At 70.6% G+C, this 20,035-nt stretch carries 21 protein-coding genes and 1 tRNA gene; 11 read left to right on the forward strand and 11 right to left on the reverse strand.

Going from position 1 to position 20,035, the window contains the following annotated elements; all coding sequences use genetic code 11:
• Nucleotides 1-160: 160 nt before the first annotated feature.
• Nucleotides 161-1,198, forward strand: coding sequence for a CapA family protein (locus BMY97_RS37790; protein WP_091627168.1), 1,038 nt, complete (start codon nt 161-163; stop codon nt 1,196-1,198).
• A 352-nt stretch (nt 1,199-1,550) separates the two neighbouring features.
• Here BMY97_RS37790 and BMY97_RS37795 read toward each other — a convergent pair whose 3' ends face one another.
• Together BMY97_RS37795 and BMY97_RS37800 are read right to left on the reverse strand one after the other, a co-directional pair.
• Complete coding sequence (locus BMY97_RS37795) at nt 1,551-1,997, reverse strand: limonene-1,2-epoxide hydrolase family protein (RefSeq protein WP_177231726.1); 447 nt, start codon at nt 1,995-1,997, stop codon at nt 1,551-1,553.
• A gap of 23 nt (nt 1,998-2,020) precedes the next feature.
• Nucleotides 2,021-2,947, reverse strand: coding sequence for a TauD/TfdA dioxygenase family protein (locus tag BMY97_RS37800; protein WP_091627170.1), 927 nt, complete (start codon nt 2,945-2,947; stop codon nt 2,021-2,023).
• 350 nt (nt 2,948-3,297) lie between these two features.
• Between BMY97_RS37800 and BMY97_RS37805 the strand changes: the two genes are divergently transcribed.
• Together BMY97_RS37805 and BMY97_RS37810 are read left to right on the forward strand one after the other, a co-directional pair.
• The gene (locus BMY97_RS37805; protein ID WP_091627173.1) at nt 3,298-3,597 is read left to right on the forward strand and encodes a hypothetical protein; all 300 of its coding nucleotides are present in this window, start codon (nt 3,298-3,300) and stop codon (nt 3,595-3,597) included.
• Nucleotides 3,598-3,753: 156 nt separating this feature from the next.
• Entirely contained in the window at nt 3,754-4,323 is a 570-nt protein-coding gene (locus BMY97_RS37810) for a hypothetical protein (protein ID WP_091627176.1), read from the forward strand.
• Between the two features lie 10 nt (nt 4,324-4,333).
• Here BMY97_RS37810 and BMY97_RS37815 read toward each other — a convergent pair whose 3' ends face one another.
• The 4 genes from BMY97_RS37815 to BMY97_RS37830 all read right to left on the reverse strand — a co-directional run bounded on the left by BMY97_RS37815 (nt 4,334) and on the right by BMY97_RS37830 (nt 6,388).
• Entirely contained in the window at nt 4,334-5,152 is an 819-nt protein-coding gene (locus BMY97_RS37815) for a class I SAM-dependent methyltransferase (RefSeq protein WP_091627179.1), read from the reverse strand.
• 154 nt (nt 5,153-5,306) lie between these two features.
• Nucleotides 5,307-5,397 (reverse strand) — tRNA-Ser (locus tag BMY97_RS37820).
• 44 nt (nt 5,398-5,441) lie between these two features.
• Nucleotides 5,442-5,882 carry a nucleoside deaminase gene (locus tag BMY97_RS37825; RefSeq protein ID WP_091627182.1) on the reverse strand — a complete coding sequence of 147 codons (441 nt, stop codon included), beginning with the start codon at nt 5,880-5,882 and terminating at the stop codon, nt 5,442-5,444.
• A 23-nt stretch (nt 5,883-5,905) separates the two neighbouring features.
• The gene (locus BMY97_RS37830; protein ID WP_091627185.1) at nt 5,906-6,388 is read right to left on the reverse strand and encodes a tRNA adenosine deaminase-associated protein; all 483 of its coding nucleotides are present in this window, start codon (nt 6,386-6,388) and stop codon (nt 5,906-5,908) included.
• Nucleotides 6,389-6,464: 76 nt separating this feature from the next.
• Between BMY97_RS37830 and BMY97_RS37835 the strand changes: the two genes are divergently transcribed.
• The 6 genes from BMY97_RS37835 (at nt 6,465) to BMY97_RS47405 (ending at nt 10,827) form a co-directional block, all read left to right on the forward strand.
• Nucleotides 6,465-7,697: a M20 metallopeptidase family protein gene (locus tag BMY97_RS37835; RefSeq protein WP_091627188.1), complete on the forward strand. Its 1,233-nt coding sequence runs from the start codon at nt 6,465-6,467 to the stop codon at nt 7,695-7,697.
• 25 nt (nt 7,698-7,722) lie between these two features.
• Nucleotides 7,723-8,181 (forward strand): heme-degrading domain-containing protein, encoded by a 459-nt coding sequence (locus BMY97_RS37840; RefSeq protein WP_091627190.1) that lies wholly within the window; start codon nt 7,723-7,725, stop codon nt 8,179-8,181.
• Nucleotides 8,182-8,293: 112 nt separating this feature from the next.
• On the forward strand, nt 8,294-9,196 hold the full coding sequence (locus BMY97_RS37845) for a dihydrodipicolinate synthase family protein (protein ID WP_091627193.1): 903 nt from the start codon (nt 8,294-8,296) through the stop codon (nt 9,194-9,196).
• A gap of 241 nt (nt 9,197-9,437) precedes the next feature.
• On the forward strand, nt 9,438-10,487 hold the full coding sequence (locus BMY97_RS37850) for a fatty acid desaturase family protein (RefSeq protein WP_091627196.1): 1,050 nt from the start codon (nt 9,438-9,440) through the stop codon (nt 10,485-10,487).
• A complete protein-coding gene (locus BMY97_RS47895) occupies nt 10,484-10,675 on the forward strand; it encodes an RGCVC family protein (protein WP_091627199.1) in 192 nt (63 codons plus the stop codon). The genes BMY97_RS37850 and BMY97_RS47895 overlap by 4 nt, the downstream gene beginning before the upstream one ends.
• Nucleotides 10,672-10,827 (forward strand): DUF6307 family protein, encoded by a 156-nt coding sequence (locus BMY97_RS47405; RefSeq protein ID WP_177231728.1) that lies wholly within the window; start codon nt 10,672-10,674, stop codon nt 10,825-10,827. Before BMY97_RS47895 ends, BMY97_RS47405 begins: the two co-directional genes overlap by 4 nt.
• Before the next feature lie 65 nt (nt 10,828-10,892).
• On the opposite strand, the gene BMY97_RS37860 is transcribed toward BMY97_RS47405, so the two are convergent.
• Nucleotides 10,893-11,870, reverse strand: a complete 978-nt coding sequence (locus BMY97_RS37860; RefSeq protein WP_245787705.1) for an RNA polymerase subunit sigma-70 — start codon at nt 11,868-11,870, stop codon at nt 10,893-10,895.
• Nucleotides 11,871-12,076: 206 nt separating this feature from the next.
• On the opposite strand from BMY97_RS37860, the gene lysA reads away from it, so the two are divergent.
• Entirely contained in the window at nt 12,077-13,414 is a 1,338-nt protein-coding gene (gene lysA, locus BMY97_RS37865) for a diaminopimelate decarboxylase (protein WP_091627204.1), read from the forward strand.
• Here the strand turns inward: lysA and BMY97_RS37870 are convergent.
• Nucleotides 13,411-14,952: an APC family permease gene (locus BMY97_RS37870; protein ID WP_091627207.1), complete on the reverse strand. Its 1,542-nt coding sequence runs from the start codon at nt 14,950-14,952 to the stop codon at nt 13,411-13,413. The genes lysA and BMY97_RS37870 overlap by 4 nt on opposite strands.
• Before the next feature lie 247 nt (nt 14,953-15,199).
• Between BMY97_RS37870 and BMY97_RS37875 the strand changes: the two genes are divergently transcribed.
• Complete coding sequence (locus tag BMY97_RS37875; RefSeq protein WP_091627209.1) at nt 15,200-15,697, forward strand: Lrp/AsnC family transcriptional regulator; 498 nt, start codon at nt 15,200-15,202, stop codon at nt 15,695-15,697.
• A gap of 94 nt (nt 15,698-15,791) precedes the next feature.
• Here BMY97_RS37875 and BMY97_RS37880 read toward each other — a convergent pair whose 3' ends face one another.
• The 3 genes from BMY97_RS37880 to BMY97_RS37895 form a co-directional block, all read right to left on the reverse strand.
• Nucleotides 15,792-16,307: a DUF6328 family protein gene (locus BMY97_RS37880; RefSeq protein ID WP_091627212.1), complete on the reverse strand. Its 516-nt coding sequence runs from the start codon at nt 16,305-16,307 to the stop codon at nt 15,792-15,794.
• An 819-nt stretch (nt 16,308-17,126) separates the two neighbouring features.
• Complete coding sequence (locus BMY97_RS37890) at nt 17,127-17,528, reverse strand: TIGR03667 family PPOX class F420-dependent oxidoreductase (RefSeq protein WP_091627215.1); 402 nt, start codon at nt 17,526-17,528, stop codon at nt 17,127-17,129.
• 91 nt (nt 17,529-17,619) lie between these two features.
• Nucleotides 17,620-19,914: a DUF2339 domain-containing protein gene (locus BMY97_RS37895; RefSeq protein ID WP_091627217.1), complete on the reverse strand. Its 2,295-nt coding sequence runs from the start codon at nt 19,912-19,914 to the stop codon at nt 17,620-17,622.
• Between the last annotated feature and the right edge of the window lie 121 nt (nt 19,915-20,035).

Raw genomic sequence — 20,035 nt, forward strand, 5'->3', positions numbered from 1 at the left:
GTGCTACCCACGGCCGGGCGGCGGGATATGGTCACCCTGAGTCCCCTCTGCAACTGAACGGTCGAGGCATCGTCCCCCGAACAAGCGAAGAGGAGGAAGACGATAAGGCAACAATTCGTGACGAGCGTGAGGGAATTCCTCCTTTGGACGGGTTGACTCGGTGATCACTCTTGTTCTCGGCGGCGACGTCAACCTGCAGGGCCGAACCGAGCCGGCACGGGCGTTCGACGCGCTTTCCCCGCTGCTCAAAGGGGCCGACCTGCGCTTCGTCAACCTCGAAGGGCCGCTGTCCGGCTCGGCCGCCGGGCACGGCGGCCTGGACATCCCGCACAAGCCGAACTGGCGGCATTCACCCCCGGAAATGGCCGTCGCGCTGACCACCGCGGGAATCGACGTCGTTTCGTGCGCCAACAACGTGACTTTCCCACCGTCGGCCGCGCTGGCGAGCCTGGCCGTGCTCGACCAGGCCGGCATCGCGCACTGCGGCGCGGGCGTCAACCTCACCGGCGCGCACACGCCCGCGATCCTCGAACGGTCCGGCCGCAAGGTCGCTTTCCTGGCCTACACCTCGCTCTGCTGGCCGGTCGGCCAGGCGGCGAGGGCGGACTCGCCGGGCGTCGCGGTGGCCGGCGCGGTGACCTCGTACCAGCCGGACGAGCGGGTGCTGGACGTCCCGGGGCGGCCGCCGATCGTCCGCACCGCCCCGGTGCCGGAGCACCTCGAGCGGGTGATCGCCGACGTCCACCGCACCAAGGCCGCCGCCGACCACGTGGTCGTCTCGATGCACTGGGGCCTGCCCGGCGACGAGCTCACCGAGTACCAGGTCGCGTACGCGCACGCGCTGATCGACGCGGGCGCCGACCTCGTCGTCGGCCACGGCCCGCACACCGTGCAGGCGGTCGAGGTGTACCGCGGCCGCGGAATCCTTTACAGCCTGGGAAACCTCGTCTTCGACTGGCCGGCCATGCGCGGGCGGCACCTCGACGGGCTGATGGCGGGCTGCGTGCTCGGCGCCGAGCCGCGGCTGGAGCTGATCCCGGTGCGCCGAGGCGAGGACAACACGTGCGCGCCGCTGGCCGGCGAGGCGGCGGACGAGGCGCTGCGCCACGTCGTCACGCTGTCGGCCGCCCGGTCGACGCGGATCGCCGTGCGCGACGGGATCGGCTCCGTGGCAGGGCTGAGCACGCCGAGGCAGTAAGCCCGTTTCGCCGGTTCGTCACCCATCCGGCCCATCTGCCTTAAATGCAGGTCAAGCTTCGGCGCGGTCGGGTCGCGGCGGAGGTACCTTACTTTCGAGCGGCCGGAAAGTGGCCCAGACCACTCTCGACCGGACCGCCCCGGCGCTCACCGGCCGCCCGGCACGGGGGGAGGCGACACGATCACATGGGGGTTGATCGTGCTCGGCTTGCGTGTCCGGGCGCCGGCTCGGGAAACGCCGCGGGCGCGGGAATTCCGGTCTCACCCCGCGACCGCGGCGCCTGAACTCGCCCCGGGGGCTCGGCCGTGCCCGGTCCGTCCACTTCGGACCGGCACGGCCGGCATTTTCGTTCTCAGCTCCGGATTTCGTTCGCCGGCCGGTACTTCCCGATGAGCGTGCGCGCACCGGCGATCGCCGCCTTGCCCGCGCCCTTCGCGCTCGCCGCGAGCACCGTCGTCCAGTCGAAGTAGTCGCGCCACAGCACAATGCGGCCGTCCCGGACCTCGAAAGTGCCGCACACCCAGAACTCCGCCTGCCACGAGCCCTTGCGCAGCACGTCGGTGCGCTCGGTGAGCACCACGTCGCCATCCGCGGCGATGTGGTGCGTGCGCGCCTCGAACCCCGACCCGAACCGGGCCATCGTGCGCAGCTGCTTCTCCACGGCCGTCAGCCCGCGCGCGGGCGGCAGCGGCACGTTCTGATACGTGATGTCGACAGCCGCGTAGCTCAGCGCGCGGTCGATGTCGAGTTCTTCGAGCGCCTGCAGGAAACCGGTGACCACGGCCTTCGGTTCAGTCATGGCTCCAGGCTAGGCCGTCGGGCTCAGAACGGCTCGTCCCCGACGATCGCGACGCGCTCGGCCACGCGGGCGTGCGGGTGGTAGTCGTTGACCGCGTAGTGCTGGGTGGCGCGATTGTCCCAGAACGCCACCGAATCCCGTGCCCAGCGGAAGCGGACCTGGAACTCCGGCGTGTGCGCCTGGAGGAACAGGTACCGCAGCAGCCGGTCGCTGTCCGCGCGGTCCAGGCCCACGATGTGCGTGGTGAAGGACTGGTTGACGAACAGCGTGCGCCGCCCGGTCTCCGGGTGGGTGCGGACCACGGGGTGCTCGACGGGCGGGAACCGCTCCTGCCACCGGGCCAGCAGGTCGGGGTCGGTGAAGCGGTCGAAGCCGGGGATGAAGTCGTGCACGGCGGTGAGGCCGTCCACGCGCTCGCGGACGTCGGCCGGCAGGTTGTCGTAGGCCGCGCCCATGTCGGCCCACATCGTGTCGCCGCCGACCGGCGGGACCTCGACCAGGCGGAGCACGGAGCCGAGCGCCGGGTTCGGGCGCCAGGTGACGTCGGTGTGCCAGATGTTCTCGTAGCCCGGCATCCCGGCGCTGCGGGTGAACCGGACGACCTCGTCGGTCTCGCCGCTTTCGATGAACGGGTTGGTCTCCAGCTCGCCCCAGTTCGCGGCGAACGCGCGCTGCTGCGCGGACGTGATGCGCTGGTCGCGGAAGAACAGCACCTTCCACTCCAGCAGCGCGCGGTTCAGCTCGGCGCGCAGCGCGGGGGCCAATGACGCTCCGAGGTCGACGCCCGCGATTTCCGCCCCGATCACCCGGCCGAGTGGCCGCAGCCGGAACAGCTCGTACGGCCGTTCCCCGACCCCTTCGGGCAGGCGGCGCAGGGTGCGCGGACCCTCGACGATGCCGTCTTCGGGCACCGTGGCGGAGCGGAGGCGGGCGGGAAGGTCGATCGACACGTATCACTCCCGGTGGTAGGAGAATTCGGCTTGGCTGAGCGGAAATTCACCTACGCGGGCGGGGAGCCGAGGCGGCCGCGGCGCAGCAGCAGCGCCGTCACGCCCTCGCCGGCCGACCGGGCCGGGGCCCGCCCGGCGAGCGGCAGATCCCGGGTCACTGGCATGGCCCGATGATCGTCACGCCCCGGTCACGGGGTCAAGCCGCCTCACGATGTGGAACCGGCCATCGCCTGGCCGGGTGACCACACCGGACGTGATGGGGTTAGATCTCCCCCTACGGGGTGACGGGTGGGGGCCCGCCCCTCGTGACCGGCCGCTCGTCGGGAGCGGCGCCCAGGGAGGGGAGTCCCATGCCAGGTTCGACGAGCGAACGGCTGAGCTCGGCAGCCGACGCACTGGACAAGGCCGCGGCCGACGCCGACCAGGCCGCCGGCCGCTTCGCCGAAGCCCGCCTCGAGTCGACGCCCTTCGGGATCTCCGCGCCGGCCCGTGAGCTGGCCGCCCGCTGGGAAGCCGCCCTCGCCGCCCGCGACGTGGACGCCCGCGTCCTCGGCGACGCGACCTCCGACCTGGCCGGCCTGCTCCGGATGGCCGCGGGCGGCCACGCCGACCGCATCCGCCCGATCGTGGCCACGGCCCTGTTCAGCTGAGCCTGGTGACCCGAGCCCGTTCCCATGAGGGGTCCTGATGCCGTCGTTCCCGCGCTCGGCGCCGTTTGTGCCCGCCCCGTCGCACACCTCCGGTGTAGCGGCGCCAAGCAGGCCCTCGGCGGCAGCAGCTCCGGCGCGCCCGGCGGAGGGGGTCTGATGCCGTTCCTGCATCCGGCGCTGGAACAGGCCGCCGCGGCGTTGGAGCCGTTGCGGTTGGCAGGGGCGCGACTGGGGGCGCCCAACCCCATCGCGGCGTTGCGGCAGATCGACTGTTCACCGCAGGCCATCCGCGAGTCCGCGCGCAAGCTCTCCAGCGGCCGCGACGTGCTCGTCACCGCGCGGCTGCAGTTCGAGGGCGGGGCGCACCGCGCGGAACGGCGCTGGGGCGGCGAGCCCGCCGCGCTCTTCCGCAGCCGCGCCGACGAGCTGGACGCGCACTACCGTCAAGCCGCGGAAGCCGCCGCCCGTACCGCCGCCGTCGGGCTCGACCTCGCCGATCTGCTGGACCGGCTCGCCGTCCAGACCGCCGAGCAGGTCACCTCGATCGCGACGTCCGCGCGGCCGGCCGCGGAAGCCGTGCTGGCCGGCGACCGTTCGACCGACGTCGTCCACCCCGTGACGTCGGCCTGCCACTCGATCGCGAAGGCCGTCGCGGCGGGCGTTTCGACGATCGTCGAGACCATTCCCGCTCTGGAACCCTTCAGCACTCCCGTGATCCCGGACTGACAAGGTCCACTTAGGACGGATTCTTGACCCCGGTGACGAACCCGCCGCTCGCCGGATCCTCGGACGGTCGCCCGTACCCCGCGGCGAGTTCGGCCCGCGAGTACGTCTCGGGCCGCCACCCGTGCTCGGTCAGCCATTCCGGCGCGGTGCCGCCGAGGCCGCCCTTCCACAGGCTGGTGACGGACGAGCCGTTCGCCACCGCGCGGGCCCGCTGGAGGAGGCCGTCCCGGTCAGCCTGCGGCCGGTGCTCGAAGGAGATCCGGCTGCCGGGCGCGGACAACGCGGTGACGTCCGTGAGCAAGCGCGCGGCCTCGTCGTAGTCGAGGTAGACGAGCAACCCCTCGGCGAGCCACGCCGTCGGCCGTCCGGGCGCGAAACCGGCCGCACGCAACGCGGCGGGCCAGTCGTCACGCAGGTCGACCGGGACCACCACGCGCTCGCACCGCGGCTCGGCGGACTGCGTGGCCAGCACGGAGTCCTTGAACTCCAGCACGTCCGGCAGGTCCAGCTCGAACAGCCGGGCGCCCTCGGGCCAGTCCAGCCGGAACGCCCGCGTGTCGAGCCCCGCCGCAAGCAGCACGACCTGGTCCGCGCCGGCGAGGAACTCGTCGAAGAACCGGGTCCGAACCGCCACCTGCTCGGCGAACACGCGCCCGAGGCCGTCACCCCGCTCCTCCGCCGAGAACAACGCCTGCCCCGCCCGGAAAAACGCGCCCGCGTACGGATCCTCGAACAACCGATCGGGCCGTCCGCTCTCCAACGCCCGCAACCCGGCCACCCCGACCGCGGTCCGGCTGACAGGCGGCAGTTCTTCCGGCTTCGTGGTCATGGCCGCCAGCCTAAAGCCGCGCGAACCCGCGATGGTGACCACGCCGGGGGTCCGAGGGCTCGCCCCCGGGCGGGCCCGGGGTTGCGCCCCGGAAAATGCAGCGAGGCGCCGCGGTTCGCGTTTTCCGCGAACACACGACGCCTCAGCCGAGCGGTGGCGGTGGCGGTGGGATTTGAACCCACGGACGGGGATTAGCCGTCACACGATTTCGAGTCGTGCTCCTTCGGCCGCTCGGACACGCCACCGCCGAGAAATATACCGGACCCCCTCCCGACACCCGGAGCGGGGTTCAGGAGAGCTGGGCGCGGCGGGTGGCGAAGTAGTTCTCCAGCAGACCGGCGCACTCCTGCGCCAGGATGCCGCCGTGGACTTCCGGGCGGTGGTTGAGGCGGCGGTCGCGCACGACGTCCCACAGGGACGACACGGCGCCGGTCTTCGGTTCCCACGCGCCGAACACCAGGCGGGAGATCCGGGCGAGCACCAGCGCGCCCGCGCACATCGTGCAGGGCTCCAGCGTGACGGCGAGGGTGCAGCCCTCCAGGCGCCAGCCGTCGCCGTGGACGCGGGCCGCCGCGCGCAGGGCGAGGATCTCCGCGTGAGCGGTCGGGTCGCCCAGTTCGACGCGGGCGTTGCGGGCCGCCGCGAGGGGGCGGCCGTCAGGGCCGAACACCACGGCGCCGATGGGCACATCGGCGCCAGGGCCGCGGGCCGCCTCCAGGGCGGCCTGCACGGCTTCGGTGTCGGCCGGGCGTCTCAGAGCTCGTCCAGCAGCTTGGTGAACTCGGGCGCGAACCCGCATCTCTGGGCCACCATCTGCAACTGCTCGTCGGGGTAGAGATCCACCTCTCCGACGATAACTTCCAGCTCGACGCCCGGCAGCCCGAGATCGGTCAGGATCTCCAGGTCGCCCTCCGGCCAGACGGCTTCGTCGTCCTCGTCGGGCGGGTCGACGCGCAGGACGTCCAGCACGTCGGCGGCGATGTCGTAGTCCAGTGCCGCGGCGGCGTCGGACAGCAGCAGCGACGGCCCCCGCGGGCTCGGCCGGACGATCACGAAGAACTCGTCGTCCACGGCCAGCAGCCCGAACGCCGCCCCGGTCGAGCGGAGTTTCCCCAGCTCGGTGATCGCCGCGTCCAGCTCTGTGAGCGCCGCGGGATCGAGCGCACTGCACCGCCACCGACCGTCTTCTCGGACCACAGCCATCGCGAAGCCCGTGACCGGCTCTTGCACCGCCATGCGCACACCGTATTCCGCCGGGGAAACGAGCGCACGCACGGTGCACCCGAAGGGGCGGGGGTGCCAGTATCGAATCATGACCGGACCCACCGACCTGCCCACTCTCCCCGGCACCCCGTTCGCCGGGCTGCTCGCCGAGGCGCGGGCGCTGCAGGACCGCACCGTCGACCTCCGCCGGGCCCTGCACCGCCGTCCGGAGCAGGGCCTTCAGCTGCCGCGGACGCAGCAGGCGATCCGCGCGACGCTCGCCGACCTGCCGATCGAGTTCACCGAGGGCCGTTCGACGACGTCGCTCAGCGGCGTGCTGCGGGGCGCCCGCCCGGGCCCGGCCGTGCTGCTGCGCGGCGACATGGACGCGCTGCCACTGCACGAGGACACCGGTCTGGAGTTCGCCTCCGAGGTCGACGACTCGATGCACGCCTGCGGGCACGACACGCACGTGGCGATGCTGGCCTCGGCCGCGCGGCTGCTCGCCGGGCGCGTCGACGAGCTGGCCGGCTCGGTGGTGTTCATGTTCCAGCCCGGTGAAGAGGGCGACCACGGCGCGCGGCACATGATCCACGAGGGCGTGCTGGACGCCGCGGGCCCGCGGGTGTCGCGCGCCTTCGCCCTGCACTCGATGGCGACGATGCCCAGCGGCGTCCTGCGGGTGCGCGGCGGGACGATCATGGCTTCGGCGGACACGTTCCGGATCGAGGTGACCGGTCGCGGCGGCCACGGCTCGATGCCGCACGAGGCGATCGACCCGGTGCCGGCGGCGGCCGCGATGGTCGGCGCCCTGCAGACCATGGTGACGCGCCGCATCCCGGTGTTCGATCCCGCGGTGATCTCGGTGACCCGCATCGAGGCCGGCACGACCACGAACATCATCCCCGAGACGGCGGTGCTCCAGGGGACCATTCGCGCCCTGTCGGAGAGCACGCGCGCGCTGATCCGCGAGGAGCTGCCGAAGGTCTGCACGTCCATCGGCGAGGCCCACGGCTGCCGCGTGCTGGCCGACGTCGACCCGGGCTACCCGGTGACGGTGAACGACGACGCTGTCGCCGCCCAGGTGCTGGCGCTGGCCGCCGACGTGCTCGGCCCGGCGAACGCCGAGGAGATTCTGGTGCCCAGTATGGCGGCCGAGGACTTTTCCTATGTGCTGCAACGAGTTCCGGGCGCGTTTGCGTTCCTCGGCGCCTGCCCGCCCGGGGTTGATCCCGAGACCGCCCCGAACAACCACTCCAACCGCGTGGTGTTCGACGAGAACGCGATGCCCAGTGGCGTGGCGATGCACACGGCGTTCGCCCTCGCCGCCCTGCGGGATTAAACAACAGTGTTGATTTAATAGCGGCATGACGACCGCAACCGAGCTTCTGGAGCAAGAGGGCCGGCTCACCTTCACCCGGTTCGACAACGAGACCGCGCTGGCGCTCGGCGAGCACCTGCTGGCCGCGGCGCGGGCGCGGTCCCTGCCGGTGACGATCTCGGTCCGCCGGAACGGCCAGCGCCTGTTTCACGCCGCCCTGCCCGGCACGTCCGCCGACAACGACGCCTGGATCGAGCGCAAGAGCCGCGTCGTCGACCGCTACGGGCACAGCTCGTTCCTGGTCGGCACGCAGTTCCGTGAGAAGGGCAGCTCGTTCGAGGCCGACTCGCGCCTGGACCCGGACCTCTACGCGGCGCACGGCGGCGTGTTCCCGGTGATCGTCGCGGGCGTCGGGCCGATCGGCACCGTCGGCGTCTCCGGTCTGCCGCAGGCCGACGACCACGCGTTTGTCGTCGAGCAGCTGGCGTCCTTCCTGGCCGGCTGACCGCAGAACTCCGTTACCCGACAGCCAGGTCGCCTGACCCAACACTCAGGACGCCCGCCCCGTGCTAGTCTCCTCGGGTCGATGCACATCATATATCAGATCGGACATGCCAGTGGTGTTCGAAACACAGCGGCGGCGGCTGGCCGGCGTGGTCGCGATTCCGGTGACGCCGTTCGGCGGCAATGGCGAGATCGACGAGGAGACGTACGGCCGGCTGGTCGAGCGGCTGACCACCAGCGGCATCGAGGTCGTCACGCCCAACGGGAACACCGGTGAGTTCTACGCGCTCGACGAGCCCGAGACCCGGCTGTGCCTCGAGCTGGCGGTCAAGCGGGCGCACGGCGCGAGTGTGCTGGCGGGCGTCGGGCACGACGTGCGCTCCGCGGTCAAGGCCGCGCGGCACGCCAGGGACACCGGCGCGGACATGATCATGATTCACCAGCCCGTGCATCCCTACGTTTCGCGGGACGGGTGGGTCGAGTACCACCGGACGATCGCCGAGGCGGTGCCCGAGCTCGGCGTTGTCCTCTACATCCGCAACCCCGCCATCTCCGGGGAAGAGCTGGCCCGCCTCGGCGACGCCGCGCCGAACGTCATCGGCGTCAAGTACGCGGTGCCGGATCCGGTGCAGTTCGCGACTGTCGCGCGAGAAGCGGGGTACGAGCGCTTCGTGTGGATCGCCGGCCTCGCGGAGCTGTCCGCGCCTGGCTACTTCGCCGTCGGCGCGACCGGCTTCACGTCCGGCCTGGTGAATGTCGACCCGAGGATTTCGCTGGACCTGTTCGCCAAGCTCAGCACCCGTGACTTCGCGGGCGCGATGGCGATCTGGGAACGGATCCGGCCGTTCGAACAGATGCGCGCGGCCGAAGGGAACGCCAACAACGTCAGCGTCGTCAAGGACGCGCTCTCCCAATTGGGGTTGTGCCGTCCGGACGTCCGGCCGCCGAGCCGCGTGCTGACACCGCCTGAGCGGGAACGACTGTTCGGACTGCTGTCGTCTTGGGGACTTTCGTAACCGGGCGAACGGGCCCCGCCGGCTGCCGCAACCGGCGGCGTGCGCAATACCGTTGACCATACGCCTGTTTCGTTTCCGCCAGGGGAATTGCCATCGCCGCGCAGGAGTGAGAGGCTGGGCGCAGGCCGCGATGCCATCGCGGCCAGGCCCCAGCGCCCTTCTCCCGGACTGGACCCGGACCCGTCGTGGCCGGAAAACCGTCGCTGGACAAGCATCTCGCCTGAACCAGAGCGGTGTCGTCATGACCTCGTCCCGTACTTCTGATGCCCTCGATCCGTTGCCCCCCAAGGGTAGTGAGTTCGCGGAGCTGTCCCGGCTGATCAAGGCGGCCGGCCTGCTGGAGCGCCGCCGCAAGAGCTACGCCATCCGGATCGGGCTCAACCTGTTCGCCTTCGCGGCCGGTTGGGTCGCCTTCGTCTACCTCGGTGACTCCTGGTGGCAGCTGTTCCTCGCCGCGTTCTTCGCGATGATGTTCGCGCAGCTCGCCTTCATCGGCCACGACGCCGGACACCGGCAGATCTTCGGCACCCACAAGGCAAACGACGCCACCGGATTGGTCCACGGTGGACTGACCGGCCTCAGTTACGGCTGGTGGATCGGCACCCACAACCGGCACCACGCCAACCCGAACCACGAGGACGAGGACCCGGACGTCGACATCGCCGCCCTCGCCTTCAGCCGCGCGCAGAGCAGTGAGAAGCGCGGTTTTCTCCGCTGGGTCGCCAAATACCAGGCGTTCCTGTTCTTCCCGCTGCTGTTGCTGGAAGGCCTGAACCTGCACGTGTCGAGTGTGAAGGCGGTGTGGGCCGGTGACGTCCGGCGGCACAAACTGGAGTCCACGCTCCTGATCGGTCACCTGGTGGCCTACCTGGCCGCGGTGTTCATCGTGCTGTCACCGCTGACCGGTCTCGTGTTCATCGCCGTGCACCAATGCCTTTGGGGCCTGTACATGGGCTCTTCGTTCGCGCCCAACCACAAGGGCATGGAGATGCTGACCAGCGGGCACAAGCTCGACTTCCTGCGCAAGCAGGTGCTGACCTCGCGCAACATCCGCGGCGGGCCGGTAGTCGACTTCGTCCTCGGCGGGCTGAACTACCAGATCGAGCACCACCTGTTCCCGAGCATGGCCCGGGGCAACCTCAAGCACGCGCAGGTGATCGTGCGGGAGTTCTGCGCCGAGCGCGGAATCTCCTACGCGGAGTGCGGCTGGGCCCGCTCCTACGGTTACGTGCTGGAGCACCTGCACTCCGTCGGCGAGCCGCTGCGAACTCCCGCACGGGTCTCGTCATGACCGCGGCGACCCCGGCGGACGCACCCGCCGGGCCCCTGGCGGAGAACGCCTGCCCCAGCTGCCCTCACCCACTCGACTCACACGACGTGATCGCGCGCCGCTTCTGCACCGCGACGGCCGCCGGCCACCTCGAGCGCGGCTGCGTCTGCGGCGCGGCCGTCGATCCGCACGCCAGGAAGAAGCCATGACCGCACCCACGCCCGTCACCCGTTACCAGCAACGGGTCGACCGAGTACAGAAAATCGTCCAGGTCCACACCAAGCTCGACGACACCAAGGCCCGCGCCCTCGCGACCGACATGGTGCACGTACTCGACACCATGCCGGAGTCCGTTCGCTGAAACCCGGGCGGCCATCGGTGAGAACACCTGGTGGCCGCTTGGCCATTTCCGGGCCGGCAGCCGCCTCACGGCGCCGAGGCCGGCCAGGTCTCGCCGAGGCCGAACGCCGGGAACACCTCTGTCCCGAAGGTGATCACTTCGGCGACTCGGCCATTCGAAATCCGTAACGCGTTGAGCCCGAAAGCGCGGAAGACCCCGTCCACGCGGACGTAAGTGGCCAGCGCGGGCAGGCCGTTCGCGGAGATCGGCAGCACGCGAAACGGCGCGGCGTGGTCCCCGCGAAATGCCGGCTCCCAGGCCTCCTGCACTGTCGACAGGCCTGAATACCAGGTGGGCTCCGGTCCGGAGTGACCGCCGGCGCCCGACGCGTGACTGCAGCGGACGTCTTCGCGCAGCAATTCCGCGAAGGTCGCTTCATCGTGCTCCACCAACGCCGTCATGTAGCGCGCGACGACAGCGCGTTCCGCTTCACTCGCTTCACCGGCCTGCCACTCCGTACGCCGTGCGGGCAAATGCTCCTTCAGCGCGGCGCGGCTCCGTTGAACGGTGCTGTTCACTGAAGCCGGCGTGGTCCCCAGCGCCGTCGCCGTCTCGCGCGCGGACCAGCCGAGCACGTCACGCAGCAGCAACGCCGCCCGTCCACGCGGCGAAAGATGCTGGATCGCCGCCAGGAAAGCCAGCTCAACGGTCTCGCGCGCGACAACCACGGCGTCCGGCTCCAGCAGGCTGTCCGGGAACGGCTGCAGCCAGGGCACCGCCACCGCCGGCCGCGGCGTGAGGTCCGAATCGCGCGTCGACGGCAGGTCGAGCACCGGTAGCTCCCGCGGGTGCGCGTCGAGGAAGTCGAGGCACGCGTTCGTCGCGATGCGGTATAGCCACGCCCGTACGCTCGCGCGCCCCTCGTACGTCGAACGGCCGCGCCAAGCGCGCAGCAGCGTCTCCTGGACCAGGTCCTCGGCCTCGTCGAACGAGCCGAGCATCCGGTAGCAGTGCACCCGCAGCTCCCGCCGGTGCGCCTCGATCTCCGTCGTGAAGTCCGTCATCGGTTCAACCATGTCCCTTGTGACGGCGTCTCGCCCGAAAACCGAACACAGCGCAGGTCAGTGCGGGTGTGGCGCAAGTTACCCGTGCGTAAATAAGACGTCAGCGCGGGGGACGAAAGCGTCAGCGTCGTGTTCACGGTGTGAGCGGAACGCTGAGCCCGGCAGTCTGCTGGAGGGGTCCGAATGGCCCACTCACGGAGGTAACCGTGACGCTCAGCGAGCTACTGCCCAGCCTCGGTTGTGAGGCCGCCGACCACCTCGAACCGGGGCTGTGGCCGCGGAGCGCCTCCCTTGGCGAAGGCGGTGAGCTGATTTTCGCGGGTGCCCCGGTGAGTCACCTGGCCGCCCGGTTCGGCACGCCGGCGTATCTCCTCGACGAGGCGCAGGTGCGCGACACCGCCCGCGCGTACCGCCGCGCCCTTCCGGAGGCCGAAGTCGCCTTCGCGAGCAAGGCGCTGTGTACCCGCGCCGTGCTGCGCTGGCTCGCCGAAGAGGGGTTGTCGCTCGACACGTGCTCCGCGGGCGAGATCGCCGTCGCACGCTCCATCGGCTTCCCCGCCGAGCGGATTCTGTTGCACGGCAACGCGAAGACGCCCGAAGACCTGAAGGCCGCGCTCGAGTACGGCGTCCGCCGCATCGTGCTGGACTCGCTGGACGAGGTCGAGCAGCTCGGCGCCCTCGCGCACGGCGCGCAGGAGGTGATGATCCGCGTGACGCCCGGCGTCACCGGCGACACCCACGCCGCCATCACCACCGGCACCGAGGGCCAGAAGTTCGGCTTCTCGCTGCGCGGCGACGTGCAGGACAACGTGGACCGCGCCGTTGCCGCCGTGCTCGCGCAGCCCGGGCTGCGGCTGGTCGGCCTGCACTGCCACATCGGCTCCCAGGTTTCGCGGGTGGACCGGTACGAGGAAGCGGCGCGGCGGATGGTCGAGGTGCTCGTCCGGATCCGCGACACCTACGGCGTCACCCTGCGTGAGCTGGACCTGGGCGGCGGGCAGGCCGTGCCGTCCCTCGACCGCGAGGCGGCGTTCGACCTCGAAGGCTACGCGCGCCGGCTCCGGGTGGCGCTGGGGTACGAGTGCTCGTCACGCGGATTTCCCTTGCCCCGCTTGACGATCGAGCCTGGCCGCGCGATCGTCGGGCCGTCCGGGATCACGGTGTACCGGGTGTGCGCGGTCAAGCGCGGCAGCCGCACGTTCGTCGCCGTCGACGGTGGGATGAGCGACAACGCGCGCCCCGCGCTGTACGGCGCGCGCTACACCGCCCGGCTCGTCGGGCGCCACACAAGAGCGGCACGACAGCCGGTGACCGTGGTCGGACGGCACTGCGAGTCCGGCGACGTGCTGGCCCACGACGTCTGCCTGCCCGGCGACATCCACGCGGGCGACCTGCTGGCCGTGCCGTGCACCGGCGCGTACCACCACTCGCTGGCCTCGAACTACAACCTCGTGGGGCGCCCGCCACTGGTCGGCGTCCGCGACGGCCTCGCGACGCTGCTGGTCCCGCGCGAGACCGAGGAAGACCTGCTCCGGCGCTGCTAGGCCTCGATGACGTCGCCGCCGCGCGGGACCGAACCGCGCGGCAGGCGGCGGCCGGCGAAGAACTCGCGGCACCAGTGGCGCACGGCGAACATCAGCGGGAACCCGATCACGATCGACACCACGCCGATCACCGCGACGCCGCCGATGCCGAAGACCGTGGTCTCCCCGGCGTCCGGCTTCGCGTATTCGCGCACCGCGAGCACCAGCACAGCCAGGAAGAACAGGCCGCCGGTGAGCGGAAGCAGCCCGCGTAAGAAGAAGTTGCGCACGCTCGTGAACAGCGTCCGGCGGAACACCCAGACGCACGCGAGCGCCGTCATCGTGTACTCGATCGCGATCGTGAGCCCGACGGCGTCCACGGAGTCGGACAGCACGTTGTCGCTCCACGCTGCCAGCAGCACGAACAGCGCGAGTGACACCAGGCCGAACGTCCAGGTCGACACCGTCGGCGTCCGGTACCTCGGGTGCACGCGGCCGAACACCTTCGGCAGCGCGCCGTGGGCCGCCATCGACAGCGTGGTGCGCGCGGCGGGCATGATCGTCGCCTGGCTGGTCGCGGCGCCGCTGGTGAGCACCGAGACGATCAGCAGCAGCCCGAACACCCGGCCCAGCCCGGACGAGCCGAACACCGCGCCGCCGAGGCCGGCCAGCACGTCCCCGGAGTCGGCCTCGTTGCCCAGCCCGATGCCGTCCTCGCCGACGCCCGCGAACGCGAGCGCGGCGACCGTGACGAGCAGGTAGTTCAGCACCAGCAGCACGGTCGACAACACGGCGGCGCGGCCCGGCGCGTGACGCGGGTCGGCGGACTCCTCGTTCACCGAAAGCGAGCTTTCCCAGCCCCAGTAAATGAACACGGCCAGCAGGACGGCGGACACGGCCGTCCCGATGCTGACGCCGTTCGGCCACAGCCAGCTCCACTGCGGCAGGCTCGCCTGGGCGCCCGCGCTGCCGCCGTACACGCGTCCGAGCGCCACCACGGAGAACACCACCAGGACGGCCAGCTCGATGCCGAGCAGGATCCACTGCACTCGCGCGGACACCTCGATGCCGCGATAGCAGAGCCAGCACAGCGCGAGCAGCCACACGCCGCCGATCGCGGTCGTCACGGCGCGGTTGCCCGCGAGGCCGTCGGCGCCGAAGAGCAGCAGCGTGTACCGGCCGGTGAGCGCCGACTGGCTGCTCATCACCAGCAGCTGCGCGACGGTGACCACCCAGCCCGTCAGCCAGCCGGCGCGGCTGCCGAACGCGCGCGTCGCCCAGGTGAAGTTGGTGCCGCAGTCCGGCTCCGCGGCATTCAGCTCGCGGAACGCGAAAGCCACGAACAGCACCGGGACGAACGAAAACAGGATGAACGCGGCGGCCTTGAATCCCGTGCCCGCGAGCACGATGAAGCCGAGCGTCGCCGCAATGGAATATGCGGGCGCCGTCGACGACATCCCGATCACCATCGACGACACCATGCCGAGCGCGCCGCCGCGAAGCCCCTTGGCCTGGACCACGGGAGCGGTCGCGGGGCCGGGCGCGACGGCTTCCGACATGGCTTTTCTCCTCATTTTTGGGCGCTTTTCGGGCACTTTTCGGGCGCGGACGGGCCGGCAGACGTTACCCGTCGCGCCGGGCGCGACGAGAGCAGCTGTGCCCGGGCGCACACCGGTGGCCCGGTTGAAATTCACTGGACCAGCGGCTTGACCGCGGTTTCGGTCCGAACAGCCCTCCTGCTCGGGCGCCGTGGCCGATACGCTGCGCGCTTAAGGAATCACATGCCGAAACACAGGGAGGGACGGCATGGGTGACGAAAACCGCACGAAGGTCGATGACCAGCGTGCGCCGAAGGCGTTGGACAGCACCGACAGAACTTTGATCGCCTTGCTCCAGCATGACGGGAGGGCGTCGTTCACGGCGCTGGCCAAGGCGGTCGGGCTCTCGGAGGGCGCCGTGCGACAACGTGTCCAGCGGCTGCTGCGCGACGACATGATGCAGATCGTCGCGGTGACGGCACCGGAGAACGTGGACCTGACCCGCCAGGCGATGATCGGCATCACCGTGAACGGCGACCCCCGCGAAATCGCCGCGCGGCTGTCGACCCTGGCGCACGTCCACCAGGTGGTGCTCTGCGCCGGCCGCTTCGACCTGCTGGCCGAACTGATCTGCCGGGACGACGAGCACCTGCTCGAAGTACTGGGCGAGGAGGTCCGGCCCATCCCCGGGGTGACGTCGACGGAACTGTTCGTCTATCTGAAGCTGGCGAAGCAGAACTACGCGTGGGGGAAGCTGACGGCGTGACTCCGGTCTCGGAGGCCGCCGTGGGTTCTGGTGGCCTCCGAGGCTTGTTCCGCCTGTTACCGCGGCGGCTGCCGCTGGGAGCGCTCCTGGGCGTTCAATCGCGCTCTTGTCCCTGCCGCATCCGATACGGGATCAACCCCCAGAGCACCCCGAACAGCAACAACGCCAACACCGCGACGCCCACCATCGCAACCAGCCCATAAACGACCTCGGCGATGAGCGCGACCGTCACCGTGATCGCCGCGGCCAGACACCCCAGCCCAACCAGCACGAACCGATTGCCGACACGCAGGATCTCGTCCCGCCGACCGGCCCGGAACAACACCCGATGCCACGCCGCCGGGGCGGTCAGCAGCGCCGTCGCCGCCACGGTGAGCAGGACGGCGCACAGGTGCAGCCCCTTTTCGAGCCCGCTCGCATCGCGGAACCGATCCGTGAACACCACCGCCAGCAGGAACCCGAACAGGATCTGCACCCCGGCCTGCGCCACGCGCAACTCCTGGAGCAACTCGCCGATGTTGCGCTGCAGCTTCTGGTTACGGGTCTCACCGGTGCTCTCAGCGTCCTCCTCACTCCCAGCAACACGCTCACGATCCCCGGCGTCGGTCATCCGCTTTCTCCAACGCTCAAGCATCCAGCACTGAGGTCTCCAACGCTCATGCCTCCAGTACTGAGGTCTCCAGCGCTCGAGCCTCCGACCTTCGCGCTCGCCTCCACGCCACCCACCGCCCTGACCGCCGCCACCAGGCAATACTCCACTGAGAACACCCCGGGAACCCTAGGCGGCACCCACCACCGGCCGCGAGTCCAGTTCCAGATCCCGCAACGCCAACACCAGCACCTCAGCCCGGACACCACAGCCCCGGCACCGCATCGTCGCGGGCGCCGCCGACACCGCATCGGCACCGTCGGCGCACCGCACCGGCCCCTGCACCACATCGTCACCGCCGCCTGCACCGCGTCAGCACCTTCGGCGTCGGCACCGGCCCAGTCGGCATCGTCGGCACCCCAGCGGCCCTGTCGGCACCGCCGCGGCACCGTCGGCGTCGGCACCGCCCCGGCCCAGTCGACACCGCGGCGGCAGCGGCAGCGGCAGCGGCAGCGGCAGCGGCAGCGGCAGCGGCAGCGGCAGCGGCAGCGGCATCGGCATCGGCGTCGGCTGAATCCGGCCAGCACGGAGCTACCCGGCAACCAGCAACGTCGCAAACGCCGCTCTCGGCCAGAACCGACCCCAGACATCACCTGCCCACTAGGCAGCCAGCCTCCCCGCAACCGGACGTCCCGGACACCTGAGCCGGCGCAACCAGACCCCACACCCCCTGCAAGTCCGTCAACCGCGAGTCCACAATGGACCAAGCACCCGGCGGCCAGATTCCACGGCAACCCAAGAAACGTCAGCCTCCCGAAGCCCTCCCCAGCACCAAAACCGTCAGAATCCCCAAGAGCGCTCCGGCACGATCCGAATCCGCACAGAGAACGAAGCGTCGAAAGCCGCCGCGTCGGCATAACCGATACCGGCATACGTCGACTCGTACTTGTCGAGGTAACCGGGTGCCTCCGACGCCTTGCCTGCCTCCACCTGCGCCCGCCCGTTGACGACGAGGATGCTGCCGCCGCCTTTGTCGCTGTTGAAGTTGAAGCTCACCTCGGGATTCGCCGCGATGTGGCGCAGCTTCGCCGTGTCCGGTTGGCTGAACACCAGGATGTCGTCGCCGTCGAGGGTGAACCACACCGGTCGGGGTGCGGGCCGCCCCTTCGGGGTGACGGTGGTCAGCCATCCGATCGATTCGCCGGCGCGCTCGATCAGCTTCGGGTCGGGTGTGTAACTCATGCCGGGCTCCTCCCAGGTCGTGATCCGTTGTGAGCCAGACAACCACACGGCACCGACAGTTTCTTCCCGAGCGACCCGCGATCCCGAGCGGCTAACGCGACGCCACGAGCCGTGCATAGCGCGCGCCCGCGACCATCAGCACCAACCCGGCGCCGAGGAACGCGGCAACGCGCGCGAGGCCGTCCAACGCGGCTAGGTCGAACAACACGAGCTTCAGCACCGCTGCCCCCACCAGCACCAGCCCGACCACCCGCAGCGCGACAACGTTGATACCGCGCAAAAGCAGGACAAGCGCGGTGATCGTCCAGGACACGGTGATCAGCGCGTGCCCAGTCAGGAACCCCGCCCGGTCCGGAATCGCCAGCAACGACGCGCAGAGGACCAGGCCGGCCGCACCATGCAGCGCCGCCAGTCCAGCGGGCAGCCACGGCACGAGTTTGGCGGGCTTCAACACTTCCAGCCGGACCGCGGCCCACGGCACCGCGACCGCCGCGGCCAGCAGCAGGACGGCGGCGACGAGACCGGTCAGCAGGTCCGTCGTGGTGCGTGCGCGGGCGACGATCAGCAACGCCGGCGTGACGTCCGTGACCAGCGCGATCAGCCAGCCGATCACGCCGAACGCGAACGCGCCGCCAAGCACGAACCGGTTACGCGTCCACCGCGCTGCAAAGGCGAGCACGACGGCTTCCCCGAGCAGGACCGCGCCGCCGTCGAACTGCGTAACGGTGGCCTGCAGCGCGGCGACCAGGCCGGCGATCACCGCGACGTTCCCGGAATGGCCCCGCACGAGGAGCCCAGTCGTGACAAGCAGAACGGCCGCACCACCCGCCAGAAGCGCCGATTGAGTCTTCGGCAACAGCGCCGCCGCGACCAGGACAGGCAGGACGGCAGACGCGAGCACAGCCAATGCAGCCGGATCATTTTCCTTACACCGCAACGTGACCAGCGCGAGCACAGCACTCACGACGCCGGCGGCCACGGCGACCGGAACGTTCTGGGTGTGCAGCGCGCTGCCGATCACCGACGTTGTCAAGGGCGGCAATGCCGCGGTGAGCGAAAGGGCCCACCACTCCTTCCGGAACTGGACAGGCGCCGTTGCGAGCTGGAGCATGAGCAGGAACGTCACCAATTCCGGAGTGAAGCCCCAAGTGATCAGGGGCGCGCACAGCCCACACCCGACCACGACCGCGCCGGCGAGCAGAGAGGAATCCCATTTGACCGCAAGGAGCAGGCCGCCCACCGCGATGACGAGTCCGGCGCCGAGTCCCATGGGGACAGGCAGGAAGCCGTAGAGCGAGGTCGCGGCGACGGCGTCGAGGTAGAGCGTCGCGATGCCGGTCGCGGCCAGCGCGAAGGCGCCCGTGCGCGCGACGGGCTTGCGGTGCAGCCAAGCGCCCACCCCGACGAGCCCGGCCCCGAACGCCGCCCCGACCAGCACCCGCGGCAACGGCCCGAGCCACCCCCGCTGCACGGCGAGCACCAGCAGCAGCACAACGCCCAGCAGAGTGACCGCACCGCCGACCCACGCGAGCACACGCGCCCCGGCGCCCTCTTTCCGCAACCGTTCCCCGAACGTCGGCGGCGGAATGTAGGGCTGCTGCGGCGGCATCGCGAAGTACTGCGGCACGGCCTGCGCGTACTGCGTTTGTGTGTACTGGGTTTGTGGGGGCGCGGGATAAGGCATGCCGTGACTGTGGCCCTGCGCGCCGTAGTAGGGATAGGCGGCTCCGTATACGGGCGTGGACGGCCCAGACTGCGCCACGAACGGGCCCGCCCCGGCAGACCGCGGATCCCCTTGCACACCAACCGGATCCTGCGGCTGCGGCTGCGGCTGCGGCTGCGGCTGCGGCTGCGGCTGCGGCTGCGGCTGCGGCTGCGGGCGAGGTTCGCCCACCGCGGCGGGCAACTCCTGCGGCTGCGCGCGCGAACTCTCCTGCGCCGCCAACGATCCCGGCAGCGCCGTGCGCGAATCACCTGACGCCACCGCCGGTCCCCGCAACAACGCCCGCGGATCATCTTGCGCTGCAACCGTTTCCTCTGGCGGCACGCGCGGTTCATCCGGCGCTACCACCGGCCCCTGCGACAACACACGAGGATCGTCTTGCGCGGCCGCCGTTTCCTCCAGCGGCGCGCGCGAATCACGCGGATCATCCTGCGCTGCCGTCGAACCTTGCGGCCGGGCACCCGGCACGGTCGACGACGTCGGCGGAGCGCCCTCCGTCTGCGAACCGGCAACACCCGACGACGTCGAAAGACCAGTCCGCGGCTCAGCTCCGGTAACCGAGACCTCAACACCCCGCAGCTCGGCTCCGACCACTGCCAGGCGCCGGCCGAGGTCGTTGATCTCGTCGGCCAGGCGGTGGAGGGTTTCGCCTTCGGTACTCATGCCGCCAGATTCGGGCATAAGGGCCGTTGATCGGATCCGTAGCACTACTCAACCCCGGACACGGGACGGTTGCGATCCCGCCCTGGCCACGCCTTCCGGGCCGAATCGGCGACCGTCACCC

Source organism: Amycolatopsis saalfeldensis (assembly GCF_900110575.1).
GTDB lineage: Bacteria > Actinomycetota > Actinomycetes > Mycobacteriales > Pseudonocardiaceae > Amycolatopsis > Amycolatopsis saalfeldensis.

Bases quoted from the DNA above. Each gene is read 5' to 3' on its own strand.
- BMY97_RS37795 (WP_177231726.1), bottom strand. From the start codon at position 1,997: ATGACTGAACCGAAGGCCGTGGTCACCGGTTTCCTGCAGGCGCTCGAA.
- BMY97_RS37805 (WP_091627173.1), top strand. From the start codon at position 3,298: ATGCCAGGTTCGACGAGCGAACGGCTGAGCTCGGCAGCCGACGCACTG.
- BMY97_RS37810 (WP_091627176.1), top strand. From the start codon at position 3,754: ATGCCGTTCCTGCATCCGGCGCTGGAACAGGCCGCCGCGGCGTTGGAG.
- BMY97_RS37815 (WP_091627179.1), bottom strand. From the start codon at position 5,152: ATGACCACGAAGCCGGAAGAACTGCCGCCTGTCAGCCGGACCGCGGTC.
- BMY97_RS37830 (WP_091627185.1), bottom strand. From the start codon at position 6,388: ATGGCGGTGCAAGAGCCGGTCACGGGCTTCGCGATGGCTGTGGTCCGA.
- BMY97_RS37835 (WP_091627188.1), top strand. From the start codon at position 6,465: ATGACCGGACCCACCGACCTGCCCACTCTCCCCGGCACCCCGTTCGCC.
- BMY97_RS37840 (WP_091627190.1), top strand. From the start codon at position 7,723: ATGACGACCGCAACCGAGCTTCTGGAGCAAGAGGGCCGGCTCACCTTC.
- BMY97_RS37850 (WP_091627196.1), top strand. From the start codon at position 9,438: ATGACCTCGTCCCGTACTTCTGATGCCCTCGATCCGTTGCCCCCCAAG.
- BMY97_RS47895 (WP_091627199.1), top strand. From the start codon at position 10,484: ATGACCGCGGCGACCCCGGCGGACGCACCCGCCGGGCCCCTGGCGGAG.
- BMY97_RS47405 (WP_177231728.1), top strand. From the start codon at position 10,672: ATGACCGCACCCACGCCCGTCACCCGTTACCAGCAACGGGTCGACCGA.
- BMY97_RS37860 (WP_245787705.1), bottom strand. From the start codon at position 11,870: ATGACGGACTTCACGACGGAGATCGAGGCGCACCGGCGGGAGCTGCGG.
- BMY97_RS37870 (WP_091627207.1), bottom strand. From the start codon at position 14,952: ATGTCGGAAGCCGTCGCGCCCGGCCCCGCGACCGCTCCCGTGGTCCAG.
- BMY97_RS37875 (WP_091627209.1), top strand. From the start codon at position 15,200: ATGGGTGACGAAAACCGCACGAAGGTCGATGACCAGCGTGCGCCGAAG.
- BMY97_RS37880 (WP_091627212.1), bottom strand. From the start codon at position 16,307: ATGACCGACGCCGGGGATCGTGAGCGTGTTGCTGGGAGTGAGGAGGAC.
- BMY97_RS37890 (WP_091627215.1), bottom strand. From the start codon at position 17,528: ATGAGTTACACACCCGACCCGAAGCTGATCGAGCGCGCCGGCGAATCG.
- BMY97_RS37895 (WP_091627217.1), bottom strand. From the start codon at position 19,914: ATGAGTACCGAAGGCGAAACCCTCCACCGCCTGGCCGACGAGATCAAC.